The organism is Sabulicella flocculans, assembly GCF_045449635.1.
Classification (GTDB): domain Bacteria; phylum Pseudomonadota; class Alphaproteobacteria; order Acetobacterales; family Acetobacteraceae; genus Roseococcus.
The window spans coordinates 1-23,278 of sequence record NZ_JBJJBR010000023.1 but is presented as its reverse complement, the minus strand read 5'-3'; the positions used below and the strand labels follow the sequence as shown (position 1 = coordinate 23,278).

Genomic DNA, 23,278 nt, shown 5'->3' with positions numbered 1-23,278 from the left:
CGGCGGGGGCGCTGCACCGCCGCCGGCCGCGCCTTATTCCAGCACCGCCAGCCCGAAGCCCGCATCGCCGTAGCGCCCGGCGTTGTAGAGCATCCAGCGCGCCCCGGCGGCGTCGAACACCGTGGGATAGGTGACGGATTCGCCTTCCCAGCCGCCGGGACCGGGGGCGATGCCGGCCAGGGCGTCCTGCCGCTGCCAGGCCCGCCCATCGGCGGAGGCAGCGGTGCCGATGCGGTAGGGCCAGTCGTCGCCGCGGAAGGCGTAGAAGGCGCGCCAGCCGCCCCCCGCCTCGCGCAGCGGGCAGAAGCGGGCGATGGCGGCCTCGCCGGGGTGGGCGTGGTCCAGCGCGGCGCCGGGGCTGGGCGTCCAGCGCCGCCCGTCGGGCGAGGTGGCGTGGCGGATGGCGTAGCGCGGCTTCCAGGCGCCGCCGACCCGTTCCCAGGGCCGGCCGGACTGGTACCACATGCGCCAGCCCCCGGCGCCGTCCGGCAGCACGGCGGGGTTGGCGACGAAGGCCGGGTCCTCCGGCCCGGGGGCCAGCACCGGGCCGGGCTGAGCGCGGCGGAACGGGGTGTCCGGCGCGCAGCCGGCCGGGCGGGTGGCCAGGCCGATGGCGGCGCCGAAGGGCCGGCCGGGCGGGCGCGTCCAGCCCTGGTAGTACAGGCGCTCCTCGCCGCCGGATTCCGCCACCCAGGCGCCCATGGCTCCCCAGGCGTCGAAGGCGTCGCCCGCGCCGGGCGAGAGCAGCGGCGCCACGCCCAGGCGGCGCGGCCGGGTGGGGGCGCGCAGATCCATCTCCAGCCAAGCCAGGTGGCAGCGGCCCTGGCCGTCGCGCGGGCTGAACAGCACGCGCAGCGCGTGGCCGCCCAGCGGCAGCGGGATGGGCACCATGGCGTGGCTGCGCATCCAGGCCTGCTGGCCGCGCGCCACGAACACCCGGCCCAGCTTGCGCCAGCGCATCGCCCCACCCTGCATGGGCGCAGCATGACACCGGGGCGATTTACGCTTCCCTAAGGGGGGCGGTGCTTCGCTGCCGGGGTCGTTCCGGGAAGGATTCCCCGCCCATGCAGCCTGCCGCGCCGCCGGTCCGCTTCAACCAGCCCAGCCTCGCCGGGAACGAGATGGCCTACATCCGGCAGGCGCTGGAGGCCGGGCACCTGTCGGGCAACGGCGCCTTCACCCGCCGCTGCCAGGAGCGCGTCTCGGCCGCCGCGGGCGGCGGGCGGGCGCTGCTGACCCATTCGGGCACCGCGGCGCTGGAGATGGCGGCCATCCTGTGCGGGCTGGAGGCGGGGGACGAGGTGCTGATGCCCTCCTTCACCTTCGCCAGCACCGCCAACGCCTTCGTGCTGCGCGGCGCGGTGCCGGTGTTCGTGGACGTGCGGCCCGACACGCTGAACCTGGACGAGGCGCTGCTGGAGGCGGCGCTGACGCCGCGCACCCGCGCGGTGTGCGCCGTGCACTACGCCGGCGTGGCCTGCGACATGGACGCCGTGCTGCGCTTCGCCCGCCGCCACGGGCTGTGGGTGGTGGAGGACGCGGCCCAGGCGCTGCACGCCTGCTGGCAGGACCGCCCGCTGGGCTCCTTCGGCGATTTCGCCGCCTTCTCCTTCCACGAGACCAAGAACGTCATCAGCGGCGAGGGCGGGGCGCTGGTGGTGAACGACCCCGCCGCCGCCGCCCGCGCCGAGGTGGTGTGGGAGAAGGGCACCGACCGCGCCCGCTTCGCCCGCGGCGAGGTGGCGCGCTACACCTGGGTGGACCTCGGCTCCTCCTTCCTGCCGGGCGAGCTGACGGCGGCCTTCCTGCTGGCGCAGCTGGAGGCCGCGCCCGCCCTCACCGCGCGCCGGCTGGCGCTGTGGCACCGCTACCATGCCGGGCTGGCCGGGCTGGCGGCGGCGGGGCGGCTGGGCCGGCCGCAGGTGCCGCAGGGGGCGGGGCACAACGGCCACATCTACCGCGTCATGGCGCGCGACGGCGCGGCGCGCGAGGGGCTGCGCGCGGCGCTGGGCCGCGCCGGGGTGGCGGCGGTGGGCCACTACGTGCCGCTGCACTCGGCCCCCGCCGGGCGGCGCTTCGGCCGCACGCCGCTGCCCATGCCGGTGACGGACGACGCCGCGGCGCGCCTGCTGCGCCTGCCGCTGCACCCGCGGCTGGGCGAGGGCGAGCAGGACCGCGTGCTGGACGCGCTGGCGCGGGCGGCCTGAGGGTGGGGCGCACGGTGGTGGTGACGCAGGGCAACTTCCTGCCCTGGCGCGGCTGGTTCGCCCTGCTGGCGCGCGCCGATGCCTGGGTGGTGCTGGACGGCGTGCAGTTCACCCGGCGGGACTGGCGCAGCCGCAACCGCATCAAGACCCCGCGCGGCCCGGCCTGGCTGAGCGTGCCGGTGCAGGTGAGCGGGCGCTTCCACCAGGCGGTGGAGGAGGCGCGCATCGCCGACCCCGGCTGGGCCGGGGCGATGCTGGGCGCCATCGCCGCCGCCTACCGCCCCGCCGCCCACTTCGCCGAGGTGTTCCCCTGGCTGGCGGCGCAGCTGCGCGCGGCGGCGGCGGAGCCCCTGCTGTCGCGCGCCAACGAGGGCCTGACCCGCGCCGTGGCCGCCCGGCTGGGCCTGGGGCCGGAGGTGCTGCGCGACCGCGCGCTGCTGCCGCCCGAGGCGCTGCGGGCCATGGACGCCTCGGAGCGGCTGGCGGCGCTGGCCGCCGCCGCCGGGGCCACGCGCTACCTGACCGGACCGGCGGCGCGCGCCTACCTGGACCCGTCGCCGTTCCGGCGGCGCGGCATCGCGCTGGACTGGATGGATTACGGCCCCTGCCCGCCCTACCCGCAGCCCTGGGGCCCCTTCCTGCCGGGAATGAGCGTGGTGGACCTGCTGCTGAATGCCGGCCCCGCCGCCCCGGCCCTGCTGGGAGGCGCGCGGCCGTGAACCCCGCCATCCTGGCCGGGCAGCGCGACTACTACGCCGCCAGCCTGGCCGCGCACGGGCCGGGGGCGCGCGGGGTGGACTGGAACGGGGCGGAGTCCCAGGCGCGGCGCTTCGCGCAGTTCCTGCGCCTGCTGGAAGGCCAGCCGGAGGCCAGCGTGCTGGACCTGGGCTGCGGCTGCGGCGACCTGCTGCCCTTCCTGCGCGCCGCCGGCCACCGCGGCCCCTACCAGGGCTGGGACCTGGCGCCGGAGATGGTGGCGGCCGCCCGCGCCCGCCACGGCGAGGGGCCGGGCCACGCCTTCCACCTGGGCGCCGTGCCGGCGGCGGCGGCCGACTTCGCCCTCGCCTCCGGCGTGCTGCACGTGAAGGGGGCGGTGGGCGAGGCCGAATGGGCGGCGCATGCCGCGGCGGTGCAGGAGGTGCTGGCCGGCTGCGGGCGGCGGGGCTTCGGCTGGAACATGCTGTCCCGCTGCTCGGACCCTGGAAGGCGGCGGCCGCACCTGTTCTACGCCGACCCGGTGGAGGAGCTGGGGCGCTGCCTGGGGCGTTTCGGGCGGCACGTGGCGCTGCTGCAGGATTACGGGCTGTGGGAGTTCACCCTGCTGGTGCGGCGGGGGGAGGTTGCCGCCCCGCCCGTCCCCTCCTAATCCTGCCCGCAAAGCGGAGAGTTGCCCGATGCGCGTGAAGGACGTGAAGAAGGTCGTGCTCGCCTATTCCGGCGGGCTCGACACCAGCGTGATCCTCAAGTGGCTCCAGGCCACCTACAAGTGCGAGGTGGTGACCTTCACCGCCGACCTCGGCCAGGGCGAGGAGCTGGGGCCGGCGCGCGACAAGGCGCTGATGCTCGGCATCAAGCCCGGGAACATCTACATGGACGACCTGCGCGAGACCTTCACGCGCGACTTCGTGTTCCCGATGTTCCGCGCCAACGCGCTGTATGAGGGGCTCTACCTGCTGGGCACCTCCATCGCCCGTCCGCTGATCAGCCAGCGGCAGATCGAGATCGCGGAGGAGGTGGGGGCCGACGCCGTTTCCCACGGCGCCACCGGCAAGGGCAACGACCAGGTCCGGTTCGAGATCAGCTATTACGCGCTGAAGCCCGACATCAAGATCATCGCCCCCTGGCGCGAATGGGACCTGACCAGCCGCACCAGGCTGATCGAGTTCGCCGAGGCGCACCAGATCCCCATCGCCAAGGACAAGCGCGGCGAGGCGCCGTTCTCCGTGGACGCCAACCTGCTGCACAGCAGCAGCGAGGGCAAGATCCTGGAGGAGCCGTGGGACGCGCCGGACGAGATGGTCTGGCAGCGCACCATCTCCCCCCTCGAAGCGCCGGACACGCCGACAGAGATCACCATCCAGTTCAAGCGCGGCGACGCCGTGGGCATCAACGGCGAGGCGCTGTCGCCCGCCGCGCTGCTGACCAGGCTGAACGCGCTGGGCAAGGCCAACGGCATCGGCCGGCTGGACCTGGTGGAGAACCGCTTCGTCGGCATGAAGTCCCGCGGCTGCTACGAGACGCCGGGCGGCACCATCCTGCACTACGCCCACCGCGCCATCGAATCCATCACGCTGGACCGCGAGGCCTGCCACCTGAAGGACAGCCTGATGCCCCGCTACGCGGAGTGCATCTACAACGGCTTCTGGTTCTCCCCCGAGCGGCGCATGCTGCAGGCGCTGATCGACGCGTCGCAGGAAAGCGTGGAGGGCGAGGTGCGGCTGAAGCTCTACAAGGGCAATGTCATCGTGTCCGGCCGGCGCTCGCCCCACAGCCTGTATTCGATGAAGCACGTCACCTTCGAGGACGACCAGGGCGCCTACGACCAGTTCGACGCCCAGGGCTTCATCAAGCTGAACGCGCTGCGGCTGCGGCTGGGCGCCATGGCCGGCCGCCGCGGCGGCGCCCTCTGACGGCGGCGCATGCCCACCGGTGGCGCAGCCGGCTGCGCCACCTCTACACCGCGCAATCCCCCCCGGCGCGGCGCTTCCGCTACGCGCTGCTGGGGCTGGACCTGCTGAGCCTGGGCTGGATCGTCGCCGCCTCCTTCGGCCCCGGCGAGCGGGTGGTGGTGGCGGTGGACATGGCGCTGGGCGCCGTGCTGCTGGGGGAGTTCGCCGCCCGCCACGCCATCCGCGACCACCCGCTGCGCTCCGCCTCCCGCTGGCTGGAGCTGGCGGATTTGGCGGCCATCCTCACCCTGCTGCTCTCGCCGTTGTTGCAGCACGCGCTGGGCTTCCTGCGGGTGCTGCGGGCGCTGCGGCTGTTCCACTCGGCGCGGCTGGCGATGTCCCTGCGGCAGGACTGGGACGGCTTCCGCCGCAACGAAGCGGCGATGATGGCCGGGGCGCAGCTGCTGGTCTTCGTGTTCGTGATGACCGGCGTGGTGTTCGAGCTGCGCTGGCTGATGGGCGGCGGCATCCACAACTACGGGGATGCGCTCTACTTCACCGTCACCGCGCTGACCACCACCGGCTTCGGCGACATCACGCCCAAGGAGACGGCGGGGCGGCTGCTGGCGGTGTTCATCATGCTGGCGGGGGTGACGCTGTTCCTGCGCCTGGCCTCGGCCCTGTTCCGGCCGGAGAAGGTGGAGTTCCCCTGCCCCGCCTGCGGCCTGCGCCGGCACGACGCCGACGCGGTGCACTGCAAGGCCTGCGGCACGCTGGTGAACATTCCCGACGAGGGGCGCTAGATCATGATCCAGCCTTTGCTGGGAGGAGGATTCACCGCCTCCCTGATTCCATCCAGGCGGATCGTGCCCTAGCCGCCGTTCTTCTCGATCGTCAGGTCCGGCGCGTCGGGGTTCTTCATGCCGACGATGTGGTAGCCGCAATCCACGTGGTGCACCTCGCCCGAGACGCCGGTGGACAGCGGGCTGAGCAGGTAGAGGCCGGCGCCGCCCACCTCCTCCAGCCCCACGTTGCGCTGCATCGGCGCGTTGTACTGGTTCCACTTCAGGATGTAGCGGAAGTCGCCGATGCCGCTCGCCGCCAGCGTCTTGATCGGCCCGGCGGAGATGGCGTTGACGCGGATGTTGCGCGGGCCGAGGTCGGCGGCCATGTAGCGCACGCTGGCCTCCAGCGCCGCCTTGGCCACGCCCATCACGTTGTAGTGCGGCACCCACTTCTCCGCGCCCAGGTAGCTCAGCGTCAGCAGCGAGCCGCCCTCGCCCATCAGCGCGGCGGCGCGGCGGCCGGCGGCGGCGAAGGAGTAGCAGGAGATGTCGAGCGCCTGCAGGAAGGCCTCGCGCGGGGTGTCCAGGAAGCGGCCGCGCAGGAACTGCTTGTCGGCGAAGCCGATGGCGTGGACCAGGAAGTCCAGCTTGCCCCAGCGCGCCTCGATGCCGGCGAAGGCGCGGTCCAGGTCCTCGTCGGAGCCGACGTCGCAGGGCAGCACCAGGTCGCTGCCCACGCTCTCGGCCAGGGGGCGCACGCGCTTCTCCAGCGCCTCGCCCTGGTAGGTGAAGGCGAGTTCCGCGCCCTGCGCCGCGCAGGCCTTGGCGATGGCCCAGGCGATGGAGCGGTCGTTGGCCACGCCCATGACGAGGCCGCGCCTTCCCTGCATCAGCGTTCCGGTCGGGATCGGGGTCTCGGTCATCGCGGGTCCGTCGAGGAAGGCCGGGGGGAGCGGTTGCGGGGTCAGGGTGGTGGTGGCACATGCCCCCAGGACCGGCAAGACCCGCCCAGGAGAGCGCCCGTGAGCACCGACCCCTACGCCCTGTTCTCCGACTGGCTGGGCGAGGCGGCGCGGAGCGAGCCCAACGACCCCAACGCGCTGTGCCTGGCCACCTGCACGCCGGAGGGGCGGCCCTCCGCGCGCATGGTGCTGCTGAAGGGGCACGACGCGCGGGGCTTCGTGTTCTACACCAACCTGGAATCCCGCAAGGGGCGCGAACTGGCGGCCAACCCCTTCGCCGCGCTGTGCTTCCACTGGAAGACGCTGCAGCGCTCCGTGCGGGTGGAAGGCGCGGTGGAGGCGGTGAGCGAGGCCGAGGCCGACGAGTACTACGCCTCCCGCGCGCGGGGCTCGCGCATCGGCGCCTGGGCGTCGCGGCAGTCGCGCCCGCTGGAGGGGCGCTGGGCGCTGGAGAAGGCGGTGGCCGACTACACGCTGAAGTTCGGCGTCGGCGCCATCCCGCGGCCGCCGCATTGGTCGGGCTTCCGCGTGGTGCCGGAGCGCATCGAGTTCTGGCGCGACATGCCCTTCCGCCTGCACGAGCGCCGGGTGTTCCACCGCGACGGCGCCGCCTGGCGGGAGGAGGCGCTGTACCCGTGAGCGAGGCCGCCGCCTTCCTGCGCGCCATGGCGGAGGAGGTGGCGGAGACGCACATCTCCTGGGTGTTCCTGGGCCGTGACCGCGCCTGGAAAGTGAAGAAGCCGGTCAACCTGGGCTTCCTGGACTTCACCACCCTGGCGGAGCGCGAGCGGCTGACGCGGCACGAATTCGCGCTGAACGCCCCCCACGCGCCGGGCCTGTACCGCCGCGTGGTGCCCGTCACCCGCGCGCCCGACGGCACCCTGGCCCTGGATGGCGCGGGCGCGCCGGTGGAATGGGCGCTGGAGATGCGCCGCCTGCCGCCGGGCGCCTTCCTGGACGTGGCCCCCCTGCCCGACCCGCGCGCCCTGGCCGACGCGGTGGCGGCGCTGCACGCCGCCGCGCCGCCGCGCGCGGGCGACGGCGCGCTGGACCGCATCCTGGCCCAGAACCGCGACTCCGCCCTGGCCGCCGGGCTGCCGGAGGCGCGGGTGCGCGGCTGGTTCGCCGCCGCCGCCGCGCTGCACGACCGGCTGCGCCCGCTGCTGGCGGAGCGCGCCGCCGCCGGCCGGCTGCGTCGCTGCCACGGCGACCTGCACCTGGGCAACCTGTGCCTGCTGGACGGCGCGGTGCGCCCCTTCGACGCGCTGGAATTCGACGAGGCGATGGCCACGGTGGACGTGGGCTACGACCTGGCCTTCCTGCTGATGGACCTGGAGCGCCGCCACGGCCGCGCGGGCGCCAACGCGGTGCTGAACCGCTGGGTGGCGCGCACCGGCGACTGGCAGGTGGTGGGCGGGCTGCCGCTGTGGCTGTCGCTGCGCGCCATCATCCGCGCCCATGTGGAATGCCGGCGCGGCCGCGCCTGGGAGGGGCTGCTGGAGGCGGCGGAGGCGGCGCTGCGCCCCGCCCCGGCGCCCCTGGTGGCGGTGGGCGGCTTGCAGGGCACCGGCAAGAGCCACCTGGCCCGCCGCCTGGCGCCGCTGCTGGGCGCCGCGCCCGGCGCGCTGGTGCTGCGCTCGGACGAGATCAGGAAGCGCCGGCACGGCGCGGCGCCGGAGGAGCGGCTGCCCCCGGCCGCCTATGCGCCGGCGGAAAGCGCCGCGGTGTTCGCCGAGCTGGCGGCGGCGGCGCGCGGCGCGGTGGCGTTGGGCCACGCCGCCATCGCCGACGCGGTGTTCGCCCGCGCGGAGGAGCGCGCGGCGCTGGGCCCCTGCCAGGGGCTGTGGCTGACGGCGCCGATGGCGGTGCTGCGCGCCCGCGTGGCCGCGCGGACCGGCGATGCCTCGGACGCCGACGTGGCGGTGCTGGAGGCGACGGCGGCCCGCGGCGCCGCCGCGCCGGAATGGACGGCGCTGGACGCGGCGGACGACCCGCTGCCGGCGGCGTGCAAGGCGCTGGACCTGGACGCGCCCGCCCCGCCATAACTGCACGCGAAACGAGTCGCTGGGGGAAGAAGACCATGGCCTATCGCCGCCTGCTGCTGCCGCTGACCGGCACCGCCGCCGGGGAGGCCGCCCTGGCCACCGCGCTGATGGTGGCGCGCATCTGGAACGCCCATGTCCATTGCCTGCACGTGCGGGTGGACGCGCGCGACGTGGCGCCGCTGGCCGGCGAGGGCCTGTCGGGCGCGATGATCGAGGAGATGATGGCCGCCACCGAGCGCGAGAGCGGCGACCGGGCGGGGCGCGTGCGCGCCCTGTTCGAGCGCTTCGCCAGCGCGGCCGGCGACGTCGCCATCGCCAACTCGGCCGAGACGGCGCTGAAGTCGGCCGGGCCGACGCTGTCCTTCGAATCCATCGCCGGGCGGGAGGAGGACGTGGTGGCGCAGCAGTCGCGCCTCTACGACATGGCGGTGGTGCCGCACCCGGAGGCGGACGAGGACGTGAGCAGCAGCGACGCGCTGCACGCCGTGCTGTTCGACAGCGGCCGCCCGGTGCTGATCGCGCCGCGCCACGCGCCCGCCACCATCGGCACGCGGGTGTGCTGCGCCTGGAACGGCAGCGCCGAGAGCGCCACCGCCATCGCCGCCGCCCTGCCCTGGCTGCACCGCGCCGAGGCGCGGCGCATCCTGTATTCCGCCGACTACCAGCGCCGCGGCCCCAAGGTGGAGGGCATCCTGGCCTACCTGCACTGGCACGAGATCACCGCCGAGGCGGTGGAGTTCCGCCCGATGACCAAGGACGTGGGCGCGGGCCTGCTGGGCGCGGCGCGCGACTTCGGGGCGGACCTGCTGTGCATGGGCGCCTACAGCCATTCCCGGCTGCGCCAGCTCATCCTCGGCGGGGTGACGCGGCACGTGCTGGAGAACGCGGACGTGCCGGTGCTGATGTGCCGCTGAGGCGGGCCGGGCCTCAGCCCGGGATGGCGCGGGCGTAGACCATCGCCTGGCGCAGCTTGGCCAGCTTCAGCCGCAGCGCGGCCGGCAGCACGCGCCACAGCGCCAGGCGCAGCAGCAGCGCCGCCAGCCAGCCCCAGCCGCTGACGGGCCGCAGGGCGCGCATCAGCGGCCACAGGCGGTGGCGGCGCACCGCCGCCGGGTGGGCCTGCGCCAGCAGCGCGTAGTTGCCCACCGAGCGGTCCAGCCGGCCCAGCCAGCCGGCATCCGTGTGGTGCTCCATGTGCGACACGGTGTTGTCCACGTGGCGCACCGGGGCGTGCGGGCGGATGCGCAGCGCCCAGTCGGTGTCCTCCCACCCCCAGCCGGTGAAGCGGCCGTCGAAGGGGGCGCGCAGGAACAGCTCGCGCCGCAGCTGGAAGTTGGCCGACAGGAAATGGCCCTCGGGGTCGGCGTTGCGCGCCGCCGCCGGCAGCCATTCGCGCATGCGGCTGTGCGCCTCGAACAGGCGGGAATCCGGCGGGGCGGGCGGGCAGCGCCGGCCGGTGCGGCCGCCGCAGGTCACGGCGCCCGGCGCCTCCTGCGCCGCCTGGAGCGCGCGGGCGACGAAGCCCGGCGCGTCGGGCAGGCTGTCGGCGTCCAGGAACAGCACGTGCTCGCCCTTGGCGGCCCCGGCCAGGGCGTTGCGGGCGCCGGAGCGGCCCAGGTTGCGCGGCGCCAGGGCGAAGCCGGCGGCCAGGCCGCGCGCGGCGGCCATGGCCAGCACCTCCTCCTGCCCCGCCAGGGCCGGGTTGCCGTCCACCAGCACCAGCAGCTCGGCCGCCAGCGGCTGCTCCAGCGCGGCGATGTCGGCCAGCAGCTCCGCCGCCAGGGGGCGCACGTCGCGGTCGAAGGTGGGCACCAGCACGGACAGCAGCGGGCGCGCCCCGGCGCGGGCCGGCGTCTCGCGCATCATCGCGCCACCCCGCGCGCCGCCAGCGCCCAGACCAGGGCGGTGCACAGCGCCTGCACCAGCAGCCGCGCCAGCACCGCGCCCTCCAGGCCCAGCAGCGGCGTCGCCAGCCAGCACAGGCCCAGCGTCAGCGCCAGCGACACCACCACCACCGCCAGCCGGTGCGATTGCCGCCCGGTGGCGCTCAGCAGGTCGGCGCCCACCACGTAGGCGCCGAGCAGCGGCGGCAGCGGCGCCAGCAGGCGCACCAGGAAGGGCAGCCCGGCATAGGCGCCGCCGAACACCAGCGGCAGCAGCCCGGCGAACAGCAGCAGCCCCGCGCCCCCCGCCGCGCCCAGGGCGGCGGCCAGCCCGGCCATGCGGCGGGCCAGGGCGCGGCAGGCCTCCAGGCTTTCGGCGGCCAGCCGGAACATGCGGGCATACAGCGCGTAGCCAAGCGCCTTGATGGGCAGCGCCACCACGTCCACCACCCGGAAGGCGGCGGCGTAGAGGCCGGCGGCCTCCGGGCCGAGGAACTGCAGCACGATGGGCTTGTCCAGGTCCTTCACCGAGGCCTGCAGCGCGCTTTCGGCGGCGAAGGTCAGCCCCTCCGCCCACAGGCCGGGGATCCAGGCCGGGCGGGGCCAGCCATGGTCGCGCACCACCAGCCCCAGGCACAGCAGCGCCGACAGCGCCGAGGCCCCGAGGTACCAGCCCGCCCAGGCCTCCATGGTCAGCGGCGCGTGCAGCAGCCCGGCCAGGATGATGGCCGCCAGCCGCAGCGCGCCGGGGATGACGGTGGCCGCCGATTGCCGCCCCGGCTGCCCGGCGGCCATGGCGACGCTGATGGCCAGGTTGGCCCAGCGCCCCAGCCAGAGGTCGGCCAGCAGCACCATCGCCAGCGCCGCCGGGCCCAGGTGCCCGGCCTCGACCAGCGGCAGCAGCAGGAACAGCGCCAGCCCCAGCGGCAGGGCGGTGAGCAGGATGGACAGTAGCCCGTGCCCCACCCAGTGCCGCATCGCCGCCGGGTCGCGCGCCACCTCGCGGATGAGCAGCTGGTCGCTGCCCCAGCCGGCGAAGCAGCCCACCGCCACGGTGATGGCGGTGAGCGCGGCGAACAGGCCGTAGCCCTCCGGGCCCAGCAGCCGCAGCGCCAGCACCAGCCAGCCGACCTGCGTCAGCAGCTGCAGCCCGAAGCCGCCGAAGATCACCGAGACGTCGAGCGCCAGCGCCTTCTCCGGCAGGAAGCGCGCCAGCAGGGCGCGGGCGCGGCGGGGCGGCCTCATCCGCGCCCGGTGAGCTTGCGGAAGAGGCGCTGGCGGCGGGCGAAGCGGTCCAGCCCGGCGGCGTCGCCCAGGTAGGCGCGCATCAGCGGCGGGTCGTTCCACGGCGCGTCGTGCCAGGCCTGGCGCAGCCGGGGCGAGGAAGCGTCGCGCAGCCATTCGCCAGGGAACAGGGTGATCTCCGTGCCCGGTCCGGGCAGCGGCACCGCGGCGGGGTCGCGCCCCGCCACCCAGGCGGCGAAGGCGCCGCCCAGCCCCTCGCCGGGGCGGGCGGCGAGGTGGCAGATGGGGGTGGCGCGCGGGTTCATCTCGATCAGCAGGCGGCGGCCGGTGCCTTCCTCCACCACGAAGTCGAAGCCCAGCAGGCCGGACAGGCCCAGCGCCTCCACCATCGCCGCGGCGGAGGCCGCCATCTGCGCGTCCTCCACCACGCGGATCACCGTGGCGGGCGCGGTGGGGCCGGCGGCCTGCAGCACCTCCACCGACAGGCCGGCCAGCACGCGGCCGCGGTCGGCCAGCACGGCGCGGTTGGCGGGGAAGCCGTTGACGAACTCCTGCAGGTCGGGGTCGTGGCGGCGCCAGTGGCGGCGGGTGAACACCGGGCGGGAGCTGCCCTCCCACGCCGCGAGCTTCAGCGCCGCCAGCAGGCCGGGGCGCGCGGTGGCGCGGGCGAAGGCGGCCGGCGCCTCCTCCATCCGCCGCAGCACGATGACGCCCGCCCCGCCCCAGGAGCCGTCGGTCTTGAGCACCTGCGGCAGACCGTGCGCGCGCAGCGCCGCCTCCAGCGCCGGCAGGCCGGGCACCGGCAGGGTGCGCGGCATCGGCAGGCCCAGCCGGGCGGCCAGGGCCATCTGCGCGCTCTTGGCCCCGGCCACGGCGTAGCCGCGCGCGTCGCCCAGGCTGGCCTCCACCACCTCGCGCAGGTCGGGCTCGGCGTGCAGGGAGGCCAGCAGGGCGGCGCCGCGGTCGTCGGTGGGGACCACGCGGTCGGGGCGGCAGGCGCGGATGGCGGCGGCGATGTCGGCCTGCTTGCGCCAGGGGCGCAGCTTGTGCTGGCGCGCCGGCGCGGCGGAGCGCGCGATGAGCGAGTGCCACAGGCTCACCGCCTCCACCTCCGCGCCGGCCTCGCGCAGGGCCATCGCCAGGCGGGCGGCGGGCGTCCAGTGCTGGGTGGAGACGAGCAGCAGCCTCACGCGCGGGAGGCCCGGGCGAGGCGCCACCAGGTGAGCTTGCCCGCGACCTCGGTGAACTTGACCGAGAGCAGCGCCGCCGGGCGGCCGCCGCCGCGCAGCGCCGCCAGCGCCCAGCGCAGCCCCACCACGCCCAGCTGCGCCGCCGCGCGGGCCTGCAGCAGCAGCGCGTCGCGCCGCGGCGCGCCGGAGCGGCGCAGCAGCACGGTGCCGTAGATCTGCCCGGTGCGGAAGTTGCGGCCGCGCATGTAGGCCAGGGTGGCGCGCTCGGGCGGCACCAGCTCGTGCACCACCGCCTCGGCGCACCAGACGAAGCGGCGGCCCTGCGCGAACAGGCGCAGGAACAGGTCGAAATCCTCGCCGCCGCAGCGGCCCAGGAAGGGGTCGAAGGGCGCCGGGCCGTCCAGGCAGGTGGCGCGCAGCAGCAGGGAATTGCCCGTGCCGATCCAGCGGCCGGACACCGATTCATCGTGGCGCAGCGTCAGCGCCGTGCCGGTGGGCCAGGACAGGAGGCGCTCGTAGGAGCGGCCGGTGGGGTCCCAGGCGGGGGGGCCGCCGGGGAATTCGGGCAGCACGGCGCCGAACACCAGATCCGCCCCCGTGGCGGCCTGGGTGGCGACCAGGGCGGCCAGCCAGCCCGGCTCGCAGCGCTCGTCATCGTCCAGGAAGGCCACGCGCTCGCCGGTGCTGGCGGCCACGCCGGCGTTGCGCGCCAGGGAGATGTTGGGCTCGGGCACGGCGAGGAAGCGCAGCGGCAGGCCGGGGGCGGGCATCATCGCCTCCACCGCCGCGCGGGCATTGGCGTCGGGGGAGTTGTCCACCACCAGCACCTCCGCCTCCTCGCCCGCGGGCAGCGCCTGGGCGCGCGCGGTGGCGATGGCGCGCGCCAGCGGGCCGGGGCGGTTGAAGGTGCAGATGACGACGGTGGTGCGCGGCATGGCCGGCGCAGCTTTCCCGCGAAGGATGGCGGGGCGCAACCCGAGGGGGTTTGCGGGTCCGCCCGCGCCGCGCCAGCCGGGTCAGCCGCCCCGGGGCACCTTGCGCATGGCGCGCAGCAGGCGCGGCGCTTCCAGCAGGTAGCGGCGCCACAGGCGGCGGGGCTCGCTGGCCAGGCGGTGCAGCCATTCCAGGTGGGCGCGCTGCATCCAGCCCGGGGCGCGGCGGCGGGCGCCGGCGGCGAATTCCAGCGCCGCGCCCAGGCACAGCCCCACCCCGGTGGCGCCGCCCGCCGCCTGGATGCGCGCGGCCAGCCGCTCCTGCTGCGGCGAGCCGACGCACAGGAACACGAAGCGCGCCGGGTGCGCGCGCACGAAGTCCACCGCCGCCGCCACCGCCGCCTCGTCGCGGATGAAGCCCATCGGCGGCTGGTGGTGGAACAGGGCGGCGAGGCCGAAGCGCCCGCGCAGGGCGGCGGCCACCGCCGGGGTGCCGCCCACCAGCGCCACCGGCGTGGCCGGGCCGATGACGCGCGCCAGCAGCGCCGCCGCCAGGTCGCTGCCCGGGGCCAGGTTCAGCCGCACGCCGCGCCGCGCCGCCAGCAGGCGCAGGATGCGGCTGTCGTTCAGCGACAGCCAGGCGCCTTCATAGAGTTCGCGCAGGGCGGCGTCGCCGGATTCCAGGCGCAGCAGGTGGTCGGCGTTGGGGGTGACGACGTAGGCGAAGGGCGCCGCCGGGTCGCGCGCCGACAGGCGGGCCAGCGCGCCGTCCAGGTCCAGGTCGTCGAAGCGCACGCCCAGCAGGCGCGTCGCGGGCACGGTGGTCATGGGCGTTCCCTGGCCATGGTGGGGGCGATGCTATACGCTTGAAGCGGCAGGATTGTCGCGGGGGCAAGTGGAAGCGCTGGAGGAAGGCTCGGCACGCATGGGGGGCGCGCTGGCGGAGGCGCGCCCGCAGCGGCCGCGCCCCCTGCTGGCCCCGCCCGAGCCCGGCTGGGGCGGCTTCCGCGCCGCCGACCTGCTGGTGACCGCCGCGCTGCGCTGGCGCTGGCTGGCGCTGGCCGCGCTGCTGCCGGCGCTGCTGGGGCTGGGCGCGGCGCTGCTGGTGCCCACCCGCTTCCCCGCCACCGCCACCCTGCTGGTGCAGACGGCGCGCGACGCCTCGGCGGCGGCGGACATCACCGGCATCGGGCCCAACGTGGTGTCGGTGGAGGTGCTGAAGGTGACGCGGGCGGAGGCGGAGATCCTGGCCAGCCCGGAGGTGCTGCGCGCCGCGCTGCGCGCCACCGGCCCCGGCGCCATCCTGCCCGACCAGCGCGCCACCGTGGGCCCGGAATTCGACAAGGCCGCCGAGGAGCTGGGCGAAGCGCTGCGCTGGGAGGCCGAGCCCGGCTCCAACCTGCTGCGGGTGACGCTGAGCCTGCCCGACCGCGCCCGGGCGCTGCGCGGGCTGGAGGCCATCCTGGCGGCGTATTTCGACCGCCGCGCCCTGCTGGCCGGCGACGACGGCGCCCGGCTGCTGGCCGCTGAGCTGGAGCAGGCCAACGCGCGCATCCGCGCCGTGGACGAGCGCATCCGCGCCACCCGCGAGGGGGCGGGGGTGCTGGAGATCGCGCAGGACATCCAGCTGGCCAACGCCCGGCGCGAGGAGCTGAGCCAGCGCGAGAACCGCGCGCGCGAGGCGCTGGCCACCGCCCGCGCCCAGCTGGCGGCGGCCGAGCAGCAGCTTGCCGCCCAGCCGGCCCGCGTGCTGGCCTTCAGCGACACCACCAACCTGCGCACCAACGACGACAGCCGCAACCAGCTGAACCGCCTGCTGGCCGAGCGCGCCCACACCGCCACGCAATACGCCCCCGACTGGCCCGGCCTGCGCGACCTGGACCGGCGCATCGCCTCGCAGCGGGCGCTGGTGCAGCAGGAGGCGCGCACCAACTTCACCACCACGCGCGAGGTGCGCAACCCCAACCAGGAATTGCTGAGCAACCGCGCCGTCACCGCGCGGCTGGACATGGAGACCCTGGCCGGCCAGCTGGCCGAGGTGACGCGCCAGCGCGAGGCGGCCGAGCGCCGCGGCCAGGCCCTGCTGGCCGCCGAGGTGGCGCTGCGCGACCTGCAGCGCGAGCGCGAATCCCTGGAAGGCATCGCCCGCCAGCTGGCGACGCGCGAGGCGGCGCTGCGCATCGGCGAGGAGGCGCGGCGGCAGGCGCGCGCGGGGGTGCAGGTGATCCAGCCGCCCACCGCGCCGGTGCAGGGGCGCTCGCTGCGGCGGGTGATCGCGGCCGGCGGCGTGGTGCTGGGGCTGGGGCTGGCGGCGGCGCTGGCGCTGCTGCTGACGCTGACGCGCCGCACCGCCGCCACCGCCGAGGAAGCGGTGCGCGCCCTGCGCCTGCCCGCCCTGGCGCGGCTGGGCCCGCTGCCCGGCGCCGGGGCCGACCTGGCGCCCAACCCGGCGATGGAGGACCTCGCCTCCCTGCTCGGCGACGCGCGGGTGGACGGGGCGCGGCCGGCGGCCATCCAGCTGGTCGGCGCGGCGCGCGACGACGGGCGGGGGGAGCTGGCGCGCGCCCTGGCGGTGACGCTGGCCCGGCGCGACGGCGGCCGCGTGGCCCTGGTGGACCTGCTGGGCGACGGGCGGGCCCACCTGGCGGCGCTGGGCTCCTCCGCCCCGGCGGCGGAACGCATGCCCGGCGAGGTGCTGATGCTGCCCACCGTGCTGCCGCGGCTGTTCGTTTCCTTCGAGGCGTCGGAATCCGACCTCGCCTCGCCCCGCGCCTCCTTCGCGCGGGCCTCGGGGCAGATGGGACGGATGCGCCGCGCCTTCGAGACCGTCATCGTGGTGGCGCCGGAGGACGCCGACAGCTACGCCGCGCGGCGCCTGGCGGCGGTGGTGGACGCCAACCTGCTGGTGGTGCGCGCCGAGCGCACGGCGATGGGCCGCGCCCGGGCGGCGCGCGACGCCGTGCTGGGCGCCGGCGGGGCGCTGCTGGGGCTGGCCTGCACCGGGCTGCGCCCCGTGCTGCCGCGGCGCCTGCAGGGCTGGGCATGAGGGCCGGGCGACGCGCGCTGCCGGCCCTGCTGCTGGCCGGCTGCACCGGGCACGAGATCACCGCCAGCCCGCGCGGGGCCGGGCGCTTCCTGCCCTGGAGCGACGCCACGCCCGAATACCGCATCGCCGCCGGCGACCGGCTGCGGGTGCAGTACCTGCTGACGCCCGAGTTGAACGAGGTGGCGCTGGTGGCGCCCGACGGGCAGGTGGCGCTGCGCGCCGCCGGGCGGGTGGAGGTGGCCGGGCGCAGCGTGACGGAGGCCGAGCGCGCCGTCGCCCTCGCCTCGCGCCGCTTCCTGACCGAGCCGCTGGTGACGCTGGGCATCGAGGAGGCCGCGGGCTCGGTGGTGCTGGTGGGCGGGCAGGTGCGCAACCCCGGCCAGCACCCGCTGCCGGCGCGGCGCGGCGCGCTGGAGGCGGTGATCCGCGCCGGCGGCTTCACCGACGAGGCGCGGCTGGGCGAGGTGGTGCTGATCCGCCGCGGCCCGGGCGAGCTGCCGATGCTGCGCACGCTGGACCTGCGCGGCTTCGTGTCCGGCACCGGGGCGGAGGACGTGCCGCTGGCGGCGGGGGACATCGTCTTCGTGCCGCGCTCGCGCATCGCCGAGGTCAACCTGTGGATCGACCAGTACGTGAACCGGCTGGTGCCGTTCTCGCGTTCCTTCTCCTATTCGGTGAACCGGCTGCCGACGGCGGGGGCGGCGTTCTGATGGCCACGGCAAGGCCGCGCTTCGTGCGCTGGACGCACGGGCTGGTGAACCGGCTGGTGCGCGGCCTGGACGTGGCCATCCTGCTGCTGGCGCCGCTGCTGTTCCTGCTGCCCTGGGGGCCAGAGGCGCCGCTGGGCCCCTTGCAGGTGGTGCTGGTGGCGCTGCTGCAATGCTGGACCTACGTGGCGGTGCTGGAGCGCCTGCAGGCCTGGCGGGTGGAAAGCTACGAGGGCTTCCTGGCGCAGCTGGGCCACGTGCTGGCCGGCCTGCTGGCGGCCTGGGGCGTGGGGCTGCTGGCGATGCAGGCGGTGCGCCCGGGCCTGCCCTTCGAGGAAAGCTGGTTCTGGAAGTGGCACGGGCTGCAGCTGCTGGCGCTGCTGAACGGGCGCATCGTCGTCACCCACGCCTGGCGCGCGGCGCGGGCGTGCCGGCTGCTGCGGCGGCGCGTGGTGGTGGTGGGCTACGGCTCCACCGCCGCGCGCGTGATCGCCGCGCTGGAGGCGCCGGGGCGGGCGGACGAGTTCGCGCTGGTGGGCGTGTTCAGCCACGTGGGCGACCCGAAGGAGATCGGCGGCCGCGCGGTGGACGGGCACGTGGACGCCCTGCCCGCCTTCGCGCAGCGCACCGAGGTGGACCTGGTGGTGCTGGGCGTGCCGTGGTCCCGCGCGCCGGAGATCTTCCAGCTGCAGGAGAAGCTGCAGACCGTGGCGGCGGACATCGTCGCCCCCTTCGACCTGGACGCGCCGGCGCCGCCGCACGTGCGGCTGCTGGGGCTGGCCGGGCTGCCCTCGCTCCAGCTGATGTCGCGGCCCTTCAAGGGCTCGGAGGCGGTGGCCAAGGTGGTGGAGGACTACGTGGTGGCCGCGGTGGCGCTGGTGCTGGCCTCGCCCGTCATGCTGCTGGCGGCGCTGGCCATCCGGCTGGACAGCCCGGGGCCGGTGCTGTTCCGCCAGCCGCGCACCGGCTTCGGCGGGCAGACCTTCCACATCCTGAAGTTCCGCACCATGACGGTGGACCCCGCCGATGACGGCTCGGTGGGCACGCGCACCCGGCACGACCCGCGCATCACCCGGGTGGGCGGGCTGCTGCGCCGGCTGTCGCTGGACGAGCTGCCGCAGCTCATCAACGTGCTGCGCGGCGAGATGTCCGTGGTGGGGCCGCGCCCCTACGTGGCCAACATGCTGGTGGAGGACCAGCGCTTCGCCGACATGGTGCGCACCTTCGCCCAGCGCCACCGCATCAAGCCCGGGCTGACCGGCTGGGCCCAGGCCAACGGCATGCGCTCGGCCGCGCTGCGCGACCCGGAGAAGGCGCGCCGCTCGGTGGAGATGGACATCTGGTACGTGCTGAACTGGTCGCTGTGGCTGGACGTGCGCATCATGGCCCGCACCCTGGTGGTGGGGCTGGCCGGGCGGAACGTGTTTTGACCGCCACCGCCCGGGTGCGGCTGCCGCCCGGGGTGGCGCCGGTGCCGCCGCCGGCCGCCGGCCTGTCCTTCGCCCAGGTCGGGCCGCGCGCCCAGGCCGCGCTGGCCGCCTGCGCCGCCTTCCTCTACTCGGGCGCCAAGCTGCAGTTCGGCGCCGGCTTCGCCGCGGCGGAGCTGGGCGCGGTGGACCCGGTGAACCGCGCCCTGCAGCTGCTGCTGCTGGGCGGCTGCGGCCTGCTGGCGCTGCGCGCCGGCGCGCCGGCGCTGCGGGTGCTGCTGCGGCTGTGGCCCTTCCTGCTGGTGCTGGCGCTGGTGCTGGCCTCCGCGGCGTGGTCGCAATCGCCGGGGCACACGCTGCGGCGCTCCCTGGCGCTGGTGGCGCTGCTGGCCTGCGTGGCGTCCACCGGGGCGCTGCTGGGGGTGGGGCGGTTCTTCCGCATCCTGCTGGGGGTGGTGGCGGCGCTCATCCTCGCCTCGCTGGCCGAGGCAGCGCTGCGCCCGGCGGTGGGCTTCGACACCGGGGACTACGCCAACGCCATCCGCGGCGTGTTCCCGCAGAAGAACGTCACCGGGCTGGCGATGCTGTTCGCCGCCCTGGCGCTGTCCTTCCTGGTGCTGGAGCGCGGGCGGCTGCGCTGGACGGACGGCGCCTGGCTGGCGGCGCTGCTGGCCATGCTGGTGCTGACGCGCTCCACCACCTCGCTGCTGCTGACGGCGGTGGTGGCGGGGGTGACGCTGCTGGCGCTGTGGGCGGCGCGCGGCGGGCTGTGGGGCGCGGCGGCGGCGCTGGCGACGGCGCTGGGGCTGGTGGCGGCGGCGGTGGCCTTCGCCGGGCTGGGCACGCAGGGCTTCTTCGACCTCATCGGCAAGGATTCCTCCCTCACCGGGCGGACCTTCATCTGGGACGGGGTGTGGCGCGTGATCGCCGGGCGGCCGCTGCTGGGGCACGGCTACGCCGCCTTCTGGCTGGGCGGCGCGCGCGAGGTGCGCGCCCTGGCGGAGCTGGTGGCGTGGGAGGTGCCCAACGCCCACAGCGGCTACCTGGAGGTGCTGCTGCAACTCGGCTGGGCCGGCCTGGCGCTGGTGGGGCTGATGGCGCTGGCCACGGTGGCGCTGGCGCTGCGGGCGGCGCTGCGCGGGCAGGTGGCGCTGGCGCTGTGGGCGGTGCTGGTGCTGGCGGTGGTGGCGGTGATGAACCGCACGGAATCGGTGCTGCTGAACCCCGACTTCCCCCTGCTGTTCTGGCTGCTGGCGCTGGTGGCGCTGGGCGGGCCGGCGCCCCGCGCCCCTGCCCCGCCCCTGCTGCCGCCGCGGCTGGCGGGCGCGCGGCCCTGGCCGGTGGTCACCCCGGGGGAGGCGTGACCCCGGCGCGCCACTCCGCCTCCATGCGGCGGTAGGCGCGCACGCTGGCCACCACCACGCCGGCGTAGATGACGCCCGCCGCGGCCAGCGCCGCCCAGGGCTCGGCCAGCAGCACGGCGACGTAGCCGCCCACCGCCAGCATCAGCGGCAGCACCAGGCCGGGCGGCACCTTGACGCGCTTGGCGCTCCAGGAGGGCACGGTGCTGACCATCAGCCCGCCCACCGCCAGCAGCAGGGCGGCGGCCAGCAGCGGGTGGCGGAAGGCGTGCGCCAGGCCGTCCCACCCCCATTCGGCGAAGGCCAGCGAGGCGAAGATGGGGAACAGCGCCAGCCCCGCCCCGGCGGGCGCCGGCACCCCGGTGAAGAAGTTGCCGGCGAAGGGCGGGCGGGGCGGCGGCAGCGGCGCCCCCGGCTCGGCGATGGAGGCGGCGTTGAAGCGCGCCAGCCGCAGCGAGGAGCAGACGGCGAACATCACGCAGGGCACGAAGCCCAGCGGCCCCACCGCGTTGAGCGTCCAGAGGTAGAGCACCATGGCCGGGGCGACGCCGAAGCTGAGGAAGTCGGCCAGGCTGTCGAACTCCGCCCCGAAGCGCGAGGTGCCCTTGAGCAGCCGGGCGATGCGCCCGTCCAGCCCGTCGATGACGCCGGCGGCGACGATGAAGGCGGCCGCCTGGGGGAAGCGCCCCTCGATGGCGAAGCGGATGGCCACCAGCCCGGCGACCAGGCCCATCATCGTCAGGATGTTGGGGATCATGCGGTTGAGGCTGGGGCCGCCCCAGGGGCGGCGGGCCAGGCGCTCGCGCAGCCGCGGGCGGGCGGGATCCATCAGGCGCGGCCCGGCCCGGCGGGGGCCATCCCGGCGGGCGCCATCTCGGCCAGCACCGTCTCGCCGCCCACGGTGCGCTGGCCGACGGAAACCAGCGGCTCCACCCCCTCGGGCAGGTAGACATCGGTGCGGGAGCCGAAGCGGATGATGCCGTAGCGCTCGCCCGCCAGCAGGGAATCACCCGGCTGGGCGCTGCACAGGATGCGCCGGGCGACCAGGCCGGCAATCTGCACGCAGCCGACGCTGCCGCCGCCGGGCAGGTCCAGCCGCAGGCCGTTGCGCTCGTTGTGCTCGGAGGCCTTGTCGAGCGAGGCGTCGAAGAACTTGCCGGCGCGGTAGGCGCGCTTGCCCACCACGCCCTGCACCGGCGAGCGGTTCACGTGCACGTCCAGCACGGACAGGAAGATGGCGACGCGCTGGCGGGGGGCGGGGCCCATCTCCAGCTCGGGCGGGGGCACGGCCGGGCCGACCATCACGATCTTGCCGTCGGCCGGCGCGAGCACGAGGTGCGGGCGCGGCGGGGGCACCCGCTTGGGGTCGCGGAAGAAGTACAGGCAGAACAGGGCGAAGGCGGCGCCCAGCCAGAACAGCCAGTCGGACACCAGCAGCCCGCCGAGCACGGCGACCAGGGCGCCGCCCCAGATGAAGGGCTTGCCCGCCGGGTGGGGAGGGGCGAGGACGAGGCTCAGGCTGTTGCGGAGGGACATGCGGGCGGTTTATGGTCCGTTCACCTTCCGGGTTCAAGCTGCGCGCCATGCTCACGCTCGGTGCCCTGGCCGTTGACCGCGACGGCCGGATTTTCCCCGCCCCCGGCTCTCCTGCCCCGGCCCTGCGCTTCCGCTGGCGCGGCCGCCCCTGCGAGGCGCGGCTGGAGCCCGGGCGGCTGCGGCTCTCCGCCCTGGCCGGGCGCATCCCCTCCACCGCCGAGCCCGGGGCCGACCGCCCCTGGACGGTGCGGGAGGTGCAGGCGGTGCCGCGCGCCCTGCCCGGCGGGCTGGTGCTGCGGGTGACGCCCGACCACCGGCTGCGGCTGGAGGGCGAGGCGCCCGCCGGCGGCACCGTCACCGCCCTGCTGGGCGAGCTGGTGCGCTTCGCCCTGGCGCTGGACCCCTATCTGGAGCGGCTTGAATCCGCCGGGGCCGGCACCGCGAAGACCTGACCGGGGAAGATGACGTTGGGGTCGCGGATCTGCTCGCGGTTCGCCGCGAAGATCAGGGTGAAGCGCGCCCCACGGCCGTAATTCTCCCGCGCGATGCGCCACAGGGTGTTGCCGGGCTGCACGACGTGGCGCGCCTCGGGCGCGGCCGCCGCGGCGGCGGCGACCACCGCGGGCGTCTCGCGCAGGAAGGGCTGCTCGACGCGCGCCACCACCCGGCCGGCGGCGTCCAGCTGGTCCACCCGCAGCAGGTGGCGGCCGGGCGGCAGGCTCTCGCCGGGGGACAGGCTCCAGCGGCCGGCAGCGTCGGCGGTGGCATCGGCCAGGTGGCGGCCGGCGGCGTAGAGGCGCAGCGCCGCGCCCGGCGGGGCGGTGCCGGCCAGCCGCAGGTCGCCCTCGGCGCCGTAATCCACCACGCCCAGCGCCAGGCGGGTGCCGGCCGGGGCCTGCAGCGCCATCAGCGGCGCCGCCTGCGCCTGGGGCAGCAGCAGCGCCAGCGCGCCGGGGGCGGCGGCGGGCGGGGCGTCGCGCAGGCGCTCCTCCTCGGCCAGGGCGGCGGGGGGTTCGGGCACCAGCATCACCACGCTGGCCTCGCCGGGCACCGGCTCGCCGCCCGGCAGGCGGGACAGCAGGGTCAGCTCGCGCGGGCCGGGGCGCAGGGCGGCGTCGGGCAGGATCACCCATTCGCCGCGCGCGTCGGCGCGGCCGCGGCCCAGGGGGCGGCCATCCTCCAGCAGGGTCACCTCGCTGCCCGGGGCGGCGCGGCCGGCGGTGACCAGCATGCCGTTGCGGCCCAGCCGCGCCACGTCGAAGCGCGGCGGCAACGGGCGGGCGGCCTCCCGCGGCGCGGCGGCGGGGGGCGGCGGCGCGTCGGCGGGGGCGGCGCGGGCGGGG

Annotated in this window: 23 protein-coding genes; 13 read left to right on the top strand and 10 right to left on the bottom strand. The window is 76.2% G+C overall.

Annotation, left to right across the window (positions count from 1 at the left end):
* Positions 1-33: 33 nt before the first annotated feature.
* The gene (locus ACI6QG_RS16615; protein WP_407025706.1) at positions 34-975 is read right to left on the bottom strand and encodes a glycoside hydrolase family protein; all 942 of its coding nucleotides are present in this window, start codon (positions 973-975) and stop codon (positions 34-36) included.
* 89 nt (positions 976-1,064) lie between these two features.
* Here ACI6QG_RS16615 and rffA point away from each other — a divergent pair, with 89 nt between their 5' ends.
* The 5 genes from rffA to ACI6QG_RS16590 all read left to right on the top strand — a co-directional run bounded on the left by rffA (position 1,065) and on the right by ACI6QG_RS16590 (position 5,619).
* A complete protein-coding gene (gene rffA / locus ACI6QG_RS16610) occupies positions 1,065-2,207 on the top strand; it encodes a dTDP-4-amino-4,6-dideoxygalactose transaminase (protein WP_407025705.1) in 1,143 nt (380 codons plus the stop codon).
* A gap of 2 nt (positions 2,208-2,209) precedes the next feature.
* Entirely contained in the window at positions 2,210-2,926 is a 717-nt protein-coding gene (locus tag ACI6QG_RS16605) for a WbqC family protein (RefSeq protein WP_407025704.1), read from the top strand.
* The gene (locus ACI6QG_RS16600) at positions 2,923-3,573 is read left to right on the top strand and encodes a methyltransferase domain-containing protein (protein ID WP_407025703.1); all 651 of its coding nucleotides are present in this window, start codon (positions 2,923-2,925) and stop codon (positions 3,571-3,573) included. Before ACI6QG_RS16605 ends, ACI6QG_RS16600 begins: the two co-directional genes overlap by 4 nt.
* Positions 3,574-3,601: 28 nt before the next feature.
* On the top strand, positions 3,602-4,837 hold the full coding sequence (locus ACI6QG_RS16595; protein ID WP_407025702.1) for an argininosuccinate synthase: 1,236 nt from the start codon (positions 3,602-3,604) through the stop codon (positions 4,835-4,837).
* A gap of 170 nt (positions 4,838-5,007) precedes the next feature.
* Complete coding sequence (locus ACI6QG_RS16590) at positions 5,008-5,619, top strand: potassium channel family protein (RefSeq protein ID WP_407025737.1); 612 nt, start codon at positions 5,008-5,010, stop codon at positions 5,617-5,619.
* Positions 5,620-5,687: 68 nt separating this feature from the next.
* Here ACI6QG_RS16590 and fabI read toward each other — a convergent pair whose 3' ends face one another.
* Positions 5,688-6,524 (bottom strand): enoyl-ACP reductase FabI, encoded by an 837-nt coding sequence (gene fabI / locus ACI6QG_RS16585; RefSeq protein ID WP_407025701.1) that lies wholly within the window; start codon positions 6,522-6,524, stop codon positions 5,688-5,690.
* A gap of 99 nt (positions 6,525-6,623) precedes the next feature.
* Between fabI and pdxH the strand changes: the two genes are divergently transcribed.
* The 3 genes from pdxH to ACI6QG_RS16570 are packed head-to-tail and all read left to right on the top strand — an operon-like array spanning position 6,624 to position 9,522.
* Positions 6,624-7,202 carry a pyridoxamine 5'-phosphate oxidase gene (pdxH, locus tag ACI6QG_RS16580; RefSeq protein WP_407025700.1) on the top strand — a complete coding sequence of 193 codons (579 nt, stop codon included), beginning with the start codon at positions 6,624-6,626 and terminating at the stop codon, positions 7,200-7,202.
* Positions 7,199-8,608: a bifunctional aminoglycoside phosphotransferase/ATP-binding protein gene (locus ACI6QG_RS16575; RefSeq protein WP_407025699.1), complete on the top strand. Its 1,410-nt coding sequence runs from the start codon at positions 7,199-7,201 to the stop codon at positions 8,606-8,608. The genes pdxH and ACI6QG_RS16575 overlap by 4 nt, the downstream gene beginning before the upstream one ends.
* 35 nt (positions 8,609-8,643) lie before the next feature.
* On the top strand, positions 8,644-9,522 hold the full coding sequence (locus ACI6QG_RS16570; protein ID WP_407025698.1) for a universal stress protein: 879 nt from the start codon (positions 8,644-8,646) through the stop codon (positions 9,520-9,522).
* A gap of 13 nt (positions 9,523-9,535) precedes the next feature.
* On the opposite strand, the gene ACI6QG_RS16565 is transcribed toward ACI6QG_RS16570, so the two are convergent.
* The 5 genes from ACI6QG_RS16565 to ACI6QG_RS16545 all read right to left on the bottom strand — a co-directional run bounded on the left by ACI6QG_RS16565 (position 9,536) and on the right by ACI6QG_RS16545 (position 14,686).
* Positions 9,536-10,474 (bottom strand): glycosyltransferase family 2 protein, encoded by a 939-nt coding sequence (locus ACI6QG_RS16565; protein WP_407025697.1) that lies wholly within the window; start codon positions 10,472-10,474, stop codon positions 9,536-9,538.
* The gene (locus ACI6QG_RS16560; RefSeq protein ID WP_407025696.1) at positions 10,471-11,736 is read right to left on the bottom strand and encodes a lipopolysaccharide biosynthesis protein; all 1,266 of its coding nucleotides are present in this window, start codon (positions 11,734-11,736) and stop codon (positions 10,471-10,473) included. The genes ACI6QG_RS16565 and ACI6QG_RS16560 overlap by 4 nt, the downstream gene beginning before the upstream one ends.
* Complete coding sequence (locus tag ACI6QG_RS16555; protein WP_407025695.1) at positions 11,733-12,926, bottom strand: hypothetical protein; 1,194 nt, start codon at positions 12,924-12,926, stop codon at positions 11,733-11,735. Before ACI6QG_RS16555 ends, ACI6QG_RS16560 begins: the two co-directional genes overlap by 4 nt.
* Positions 12,923-13,861 (bottom strand): glycosyltransferase family 2 protein, encoded by a 939-nt coding sequence (locus tag ACI6QG_RS16550; protein WP_407025694.1) that lies wholly within the window; start codon positions 13,859-13,861, stop codon positions 12,923-12,925. The genes ACI6QG_RS16555 and ACI6QG_RS16550 overlap by 4 nt, the downstream gene beginning before the upstream one ends.
* 81 nt (positions 13,862-13,942) lie before the next feature.
* Positions 13,943-14,686 carry a WecB/TagA/CpsF family glycosyltransferase gene (locus tag ACI6QG_RS16545; protein ID WP_407025693.1) on the bottom strand — a complete coding sequence of 248 codons (744 nt, stop codon included), beginning with the start codon at positions 14,684-14,686 and terminating at the stop codon, positions 13,943-13,945.
* A 67-nt stretch (positions 14,687-14,753) separates the two neighbouring features.
* Between ACI6QG_RS16545 and ACI6QG_RS16540 the strand changes: the two genes are divergently transcribed.
* Genes ACI6QG_RS16540 through ACI6QG_RS16525 form a run of 4 tightly spaced genes read left to right on the top strand, consistent with a single transcriptional unit; the run spans position 14,754 to position 20,402 of the window.
* Complete coding sequence (locus tag ACI6QG_RS16540) at positions 14,754-16,904, top strand: GumC domain-containing protein (protein ID WP_407025692.1); 2,151 nt, start codon at positions 14,754-14,756, stop codon at positions 16,902-16,904.
* Entirely contained in the window at positions 16,901-17,614 is a 714-nt protein-coding gene (locus tag ACI6QG_RS16535) for a polysaccharide biosynthesis/export family protein (RefSeq protein WP_407025691.1), read from the top strand. Before ACI6QG_RS16540 ends, ACI6QG_RS16535 begins: the two co-directional genes overlap by 4 nt.
* On the top strand, positions 17,614-19,041 hold the full coding sequence (locus ACI6QG_RS16530; protein ID WP_407025690.1) for an exopolysaccharide biosynthesis polyprenyl glycosylphosphotransferase: 1,428 nt from the start codon (positions 17,614-17,616) through the stop codon (positions 19,039-19,041). The genes ACI6QG_RS16535 and ACI6QG_RS16530 overlap by 1 nt, the downstream gene beginning before the upstream one ends.
* Entirely contained in the window at positions 19,038-20,402 is a 1,365-nt protein-coding gene (locus tag ACI6QG_RS16525) for an O-antigen ligase family protein (RefSeq protein ID WP_407025689.1), read from the top strand. The genes ACI6QG_RS16530 and ACI6QG_RS16525 overlap by 4 nt, the downstream gene beginning before the upstream one ends.
* On the opposite strand, the gene ACI6QG_RS16520 is transcribed toward ACI6QG_RS16525, so the two are convergent.
* Together ACI6QG_RS16520 and ACI6QG_RS16515 are read right to left on the bottom strand one after the other, a co-directional pair.
* Positions 20,383-21,228 (bottom strand): CDP-alcohol phosphatidyltransferase family protein, encoded by an 846-nt coding sequence (locus ACI6QG_RS16520; RefSeq protein WP_407025688.1) that lies wholly within the window; start codon positions 21,226-21,228, stop codon positions 20,383-20,385. The two genes, ACI6QG_RS16525 and ACI6QG_RS16520, sit on opposite strands and share 20 nt — an antisense overlap.
* A complete protein-coding gene (locus ACI6QG_RS16515; RefSeq protein WP_407025687.1) occupies positions 21,228-21,935 on the bottom strand; it encodes a phosphatidylserine decarboxylase in 708 nt (235 codons plus the stop codon). The genes ACI6QG_RS16520 and ACI6QG_RS16515 overlap by 1 nt, the downstream gene beginning before the upstream one ends.
* A 47-nt stretch (positions 21,936-21,982) precedes the next feature.
* Here ACI6QG_RS16515 and ACI6QG_RS16510 point away from each other — a divergent pair, with 47 nt between their 5' ends.
* Positions 21,983-22,387 (top strand): hypothetical protein, encoded by a 405-nt coding sequence (locus ACI6QG_RS16510; protein WP_407025686.1) that lies wholly within the window; start codon positions 21,983-21,985, stop codon positions 22,385-22,387.
* Here ACI6QG_RS16510 and ACI6QG_RS16505 read toward each other — a convergent pair.
* The coding region (locus ACI6QG_RS16505; RefSeq protein ID WP_407025685.1) for a LysM peptidoglycan-binding domain-containing protein at positions 22,339-23,278 on the bottom strand (940 nt) is incomplete at its 5' end. The two genes, ACI6QG_RS16510 and ACI6QG_RS16505, sit on opposite strands and share 49 nt — an antisense overlap.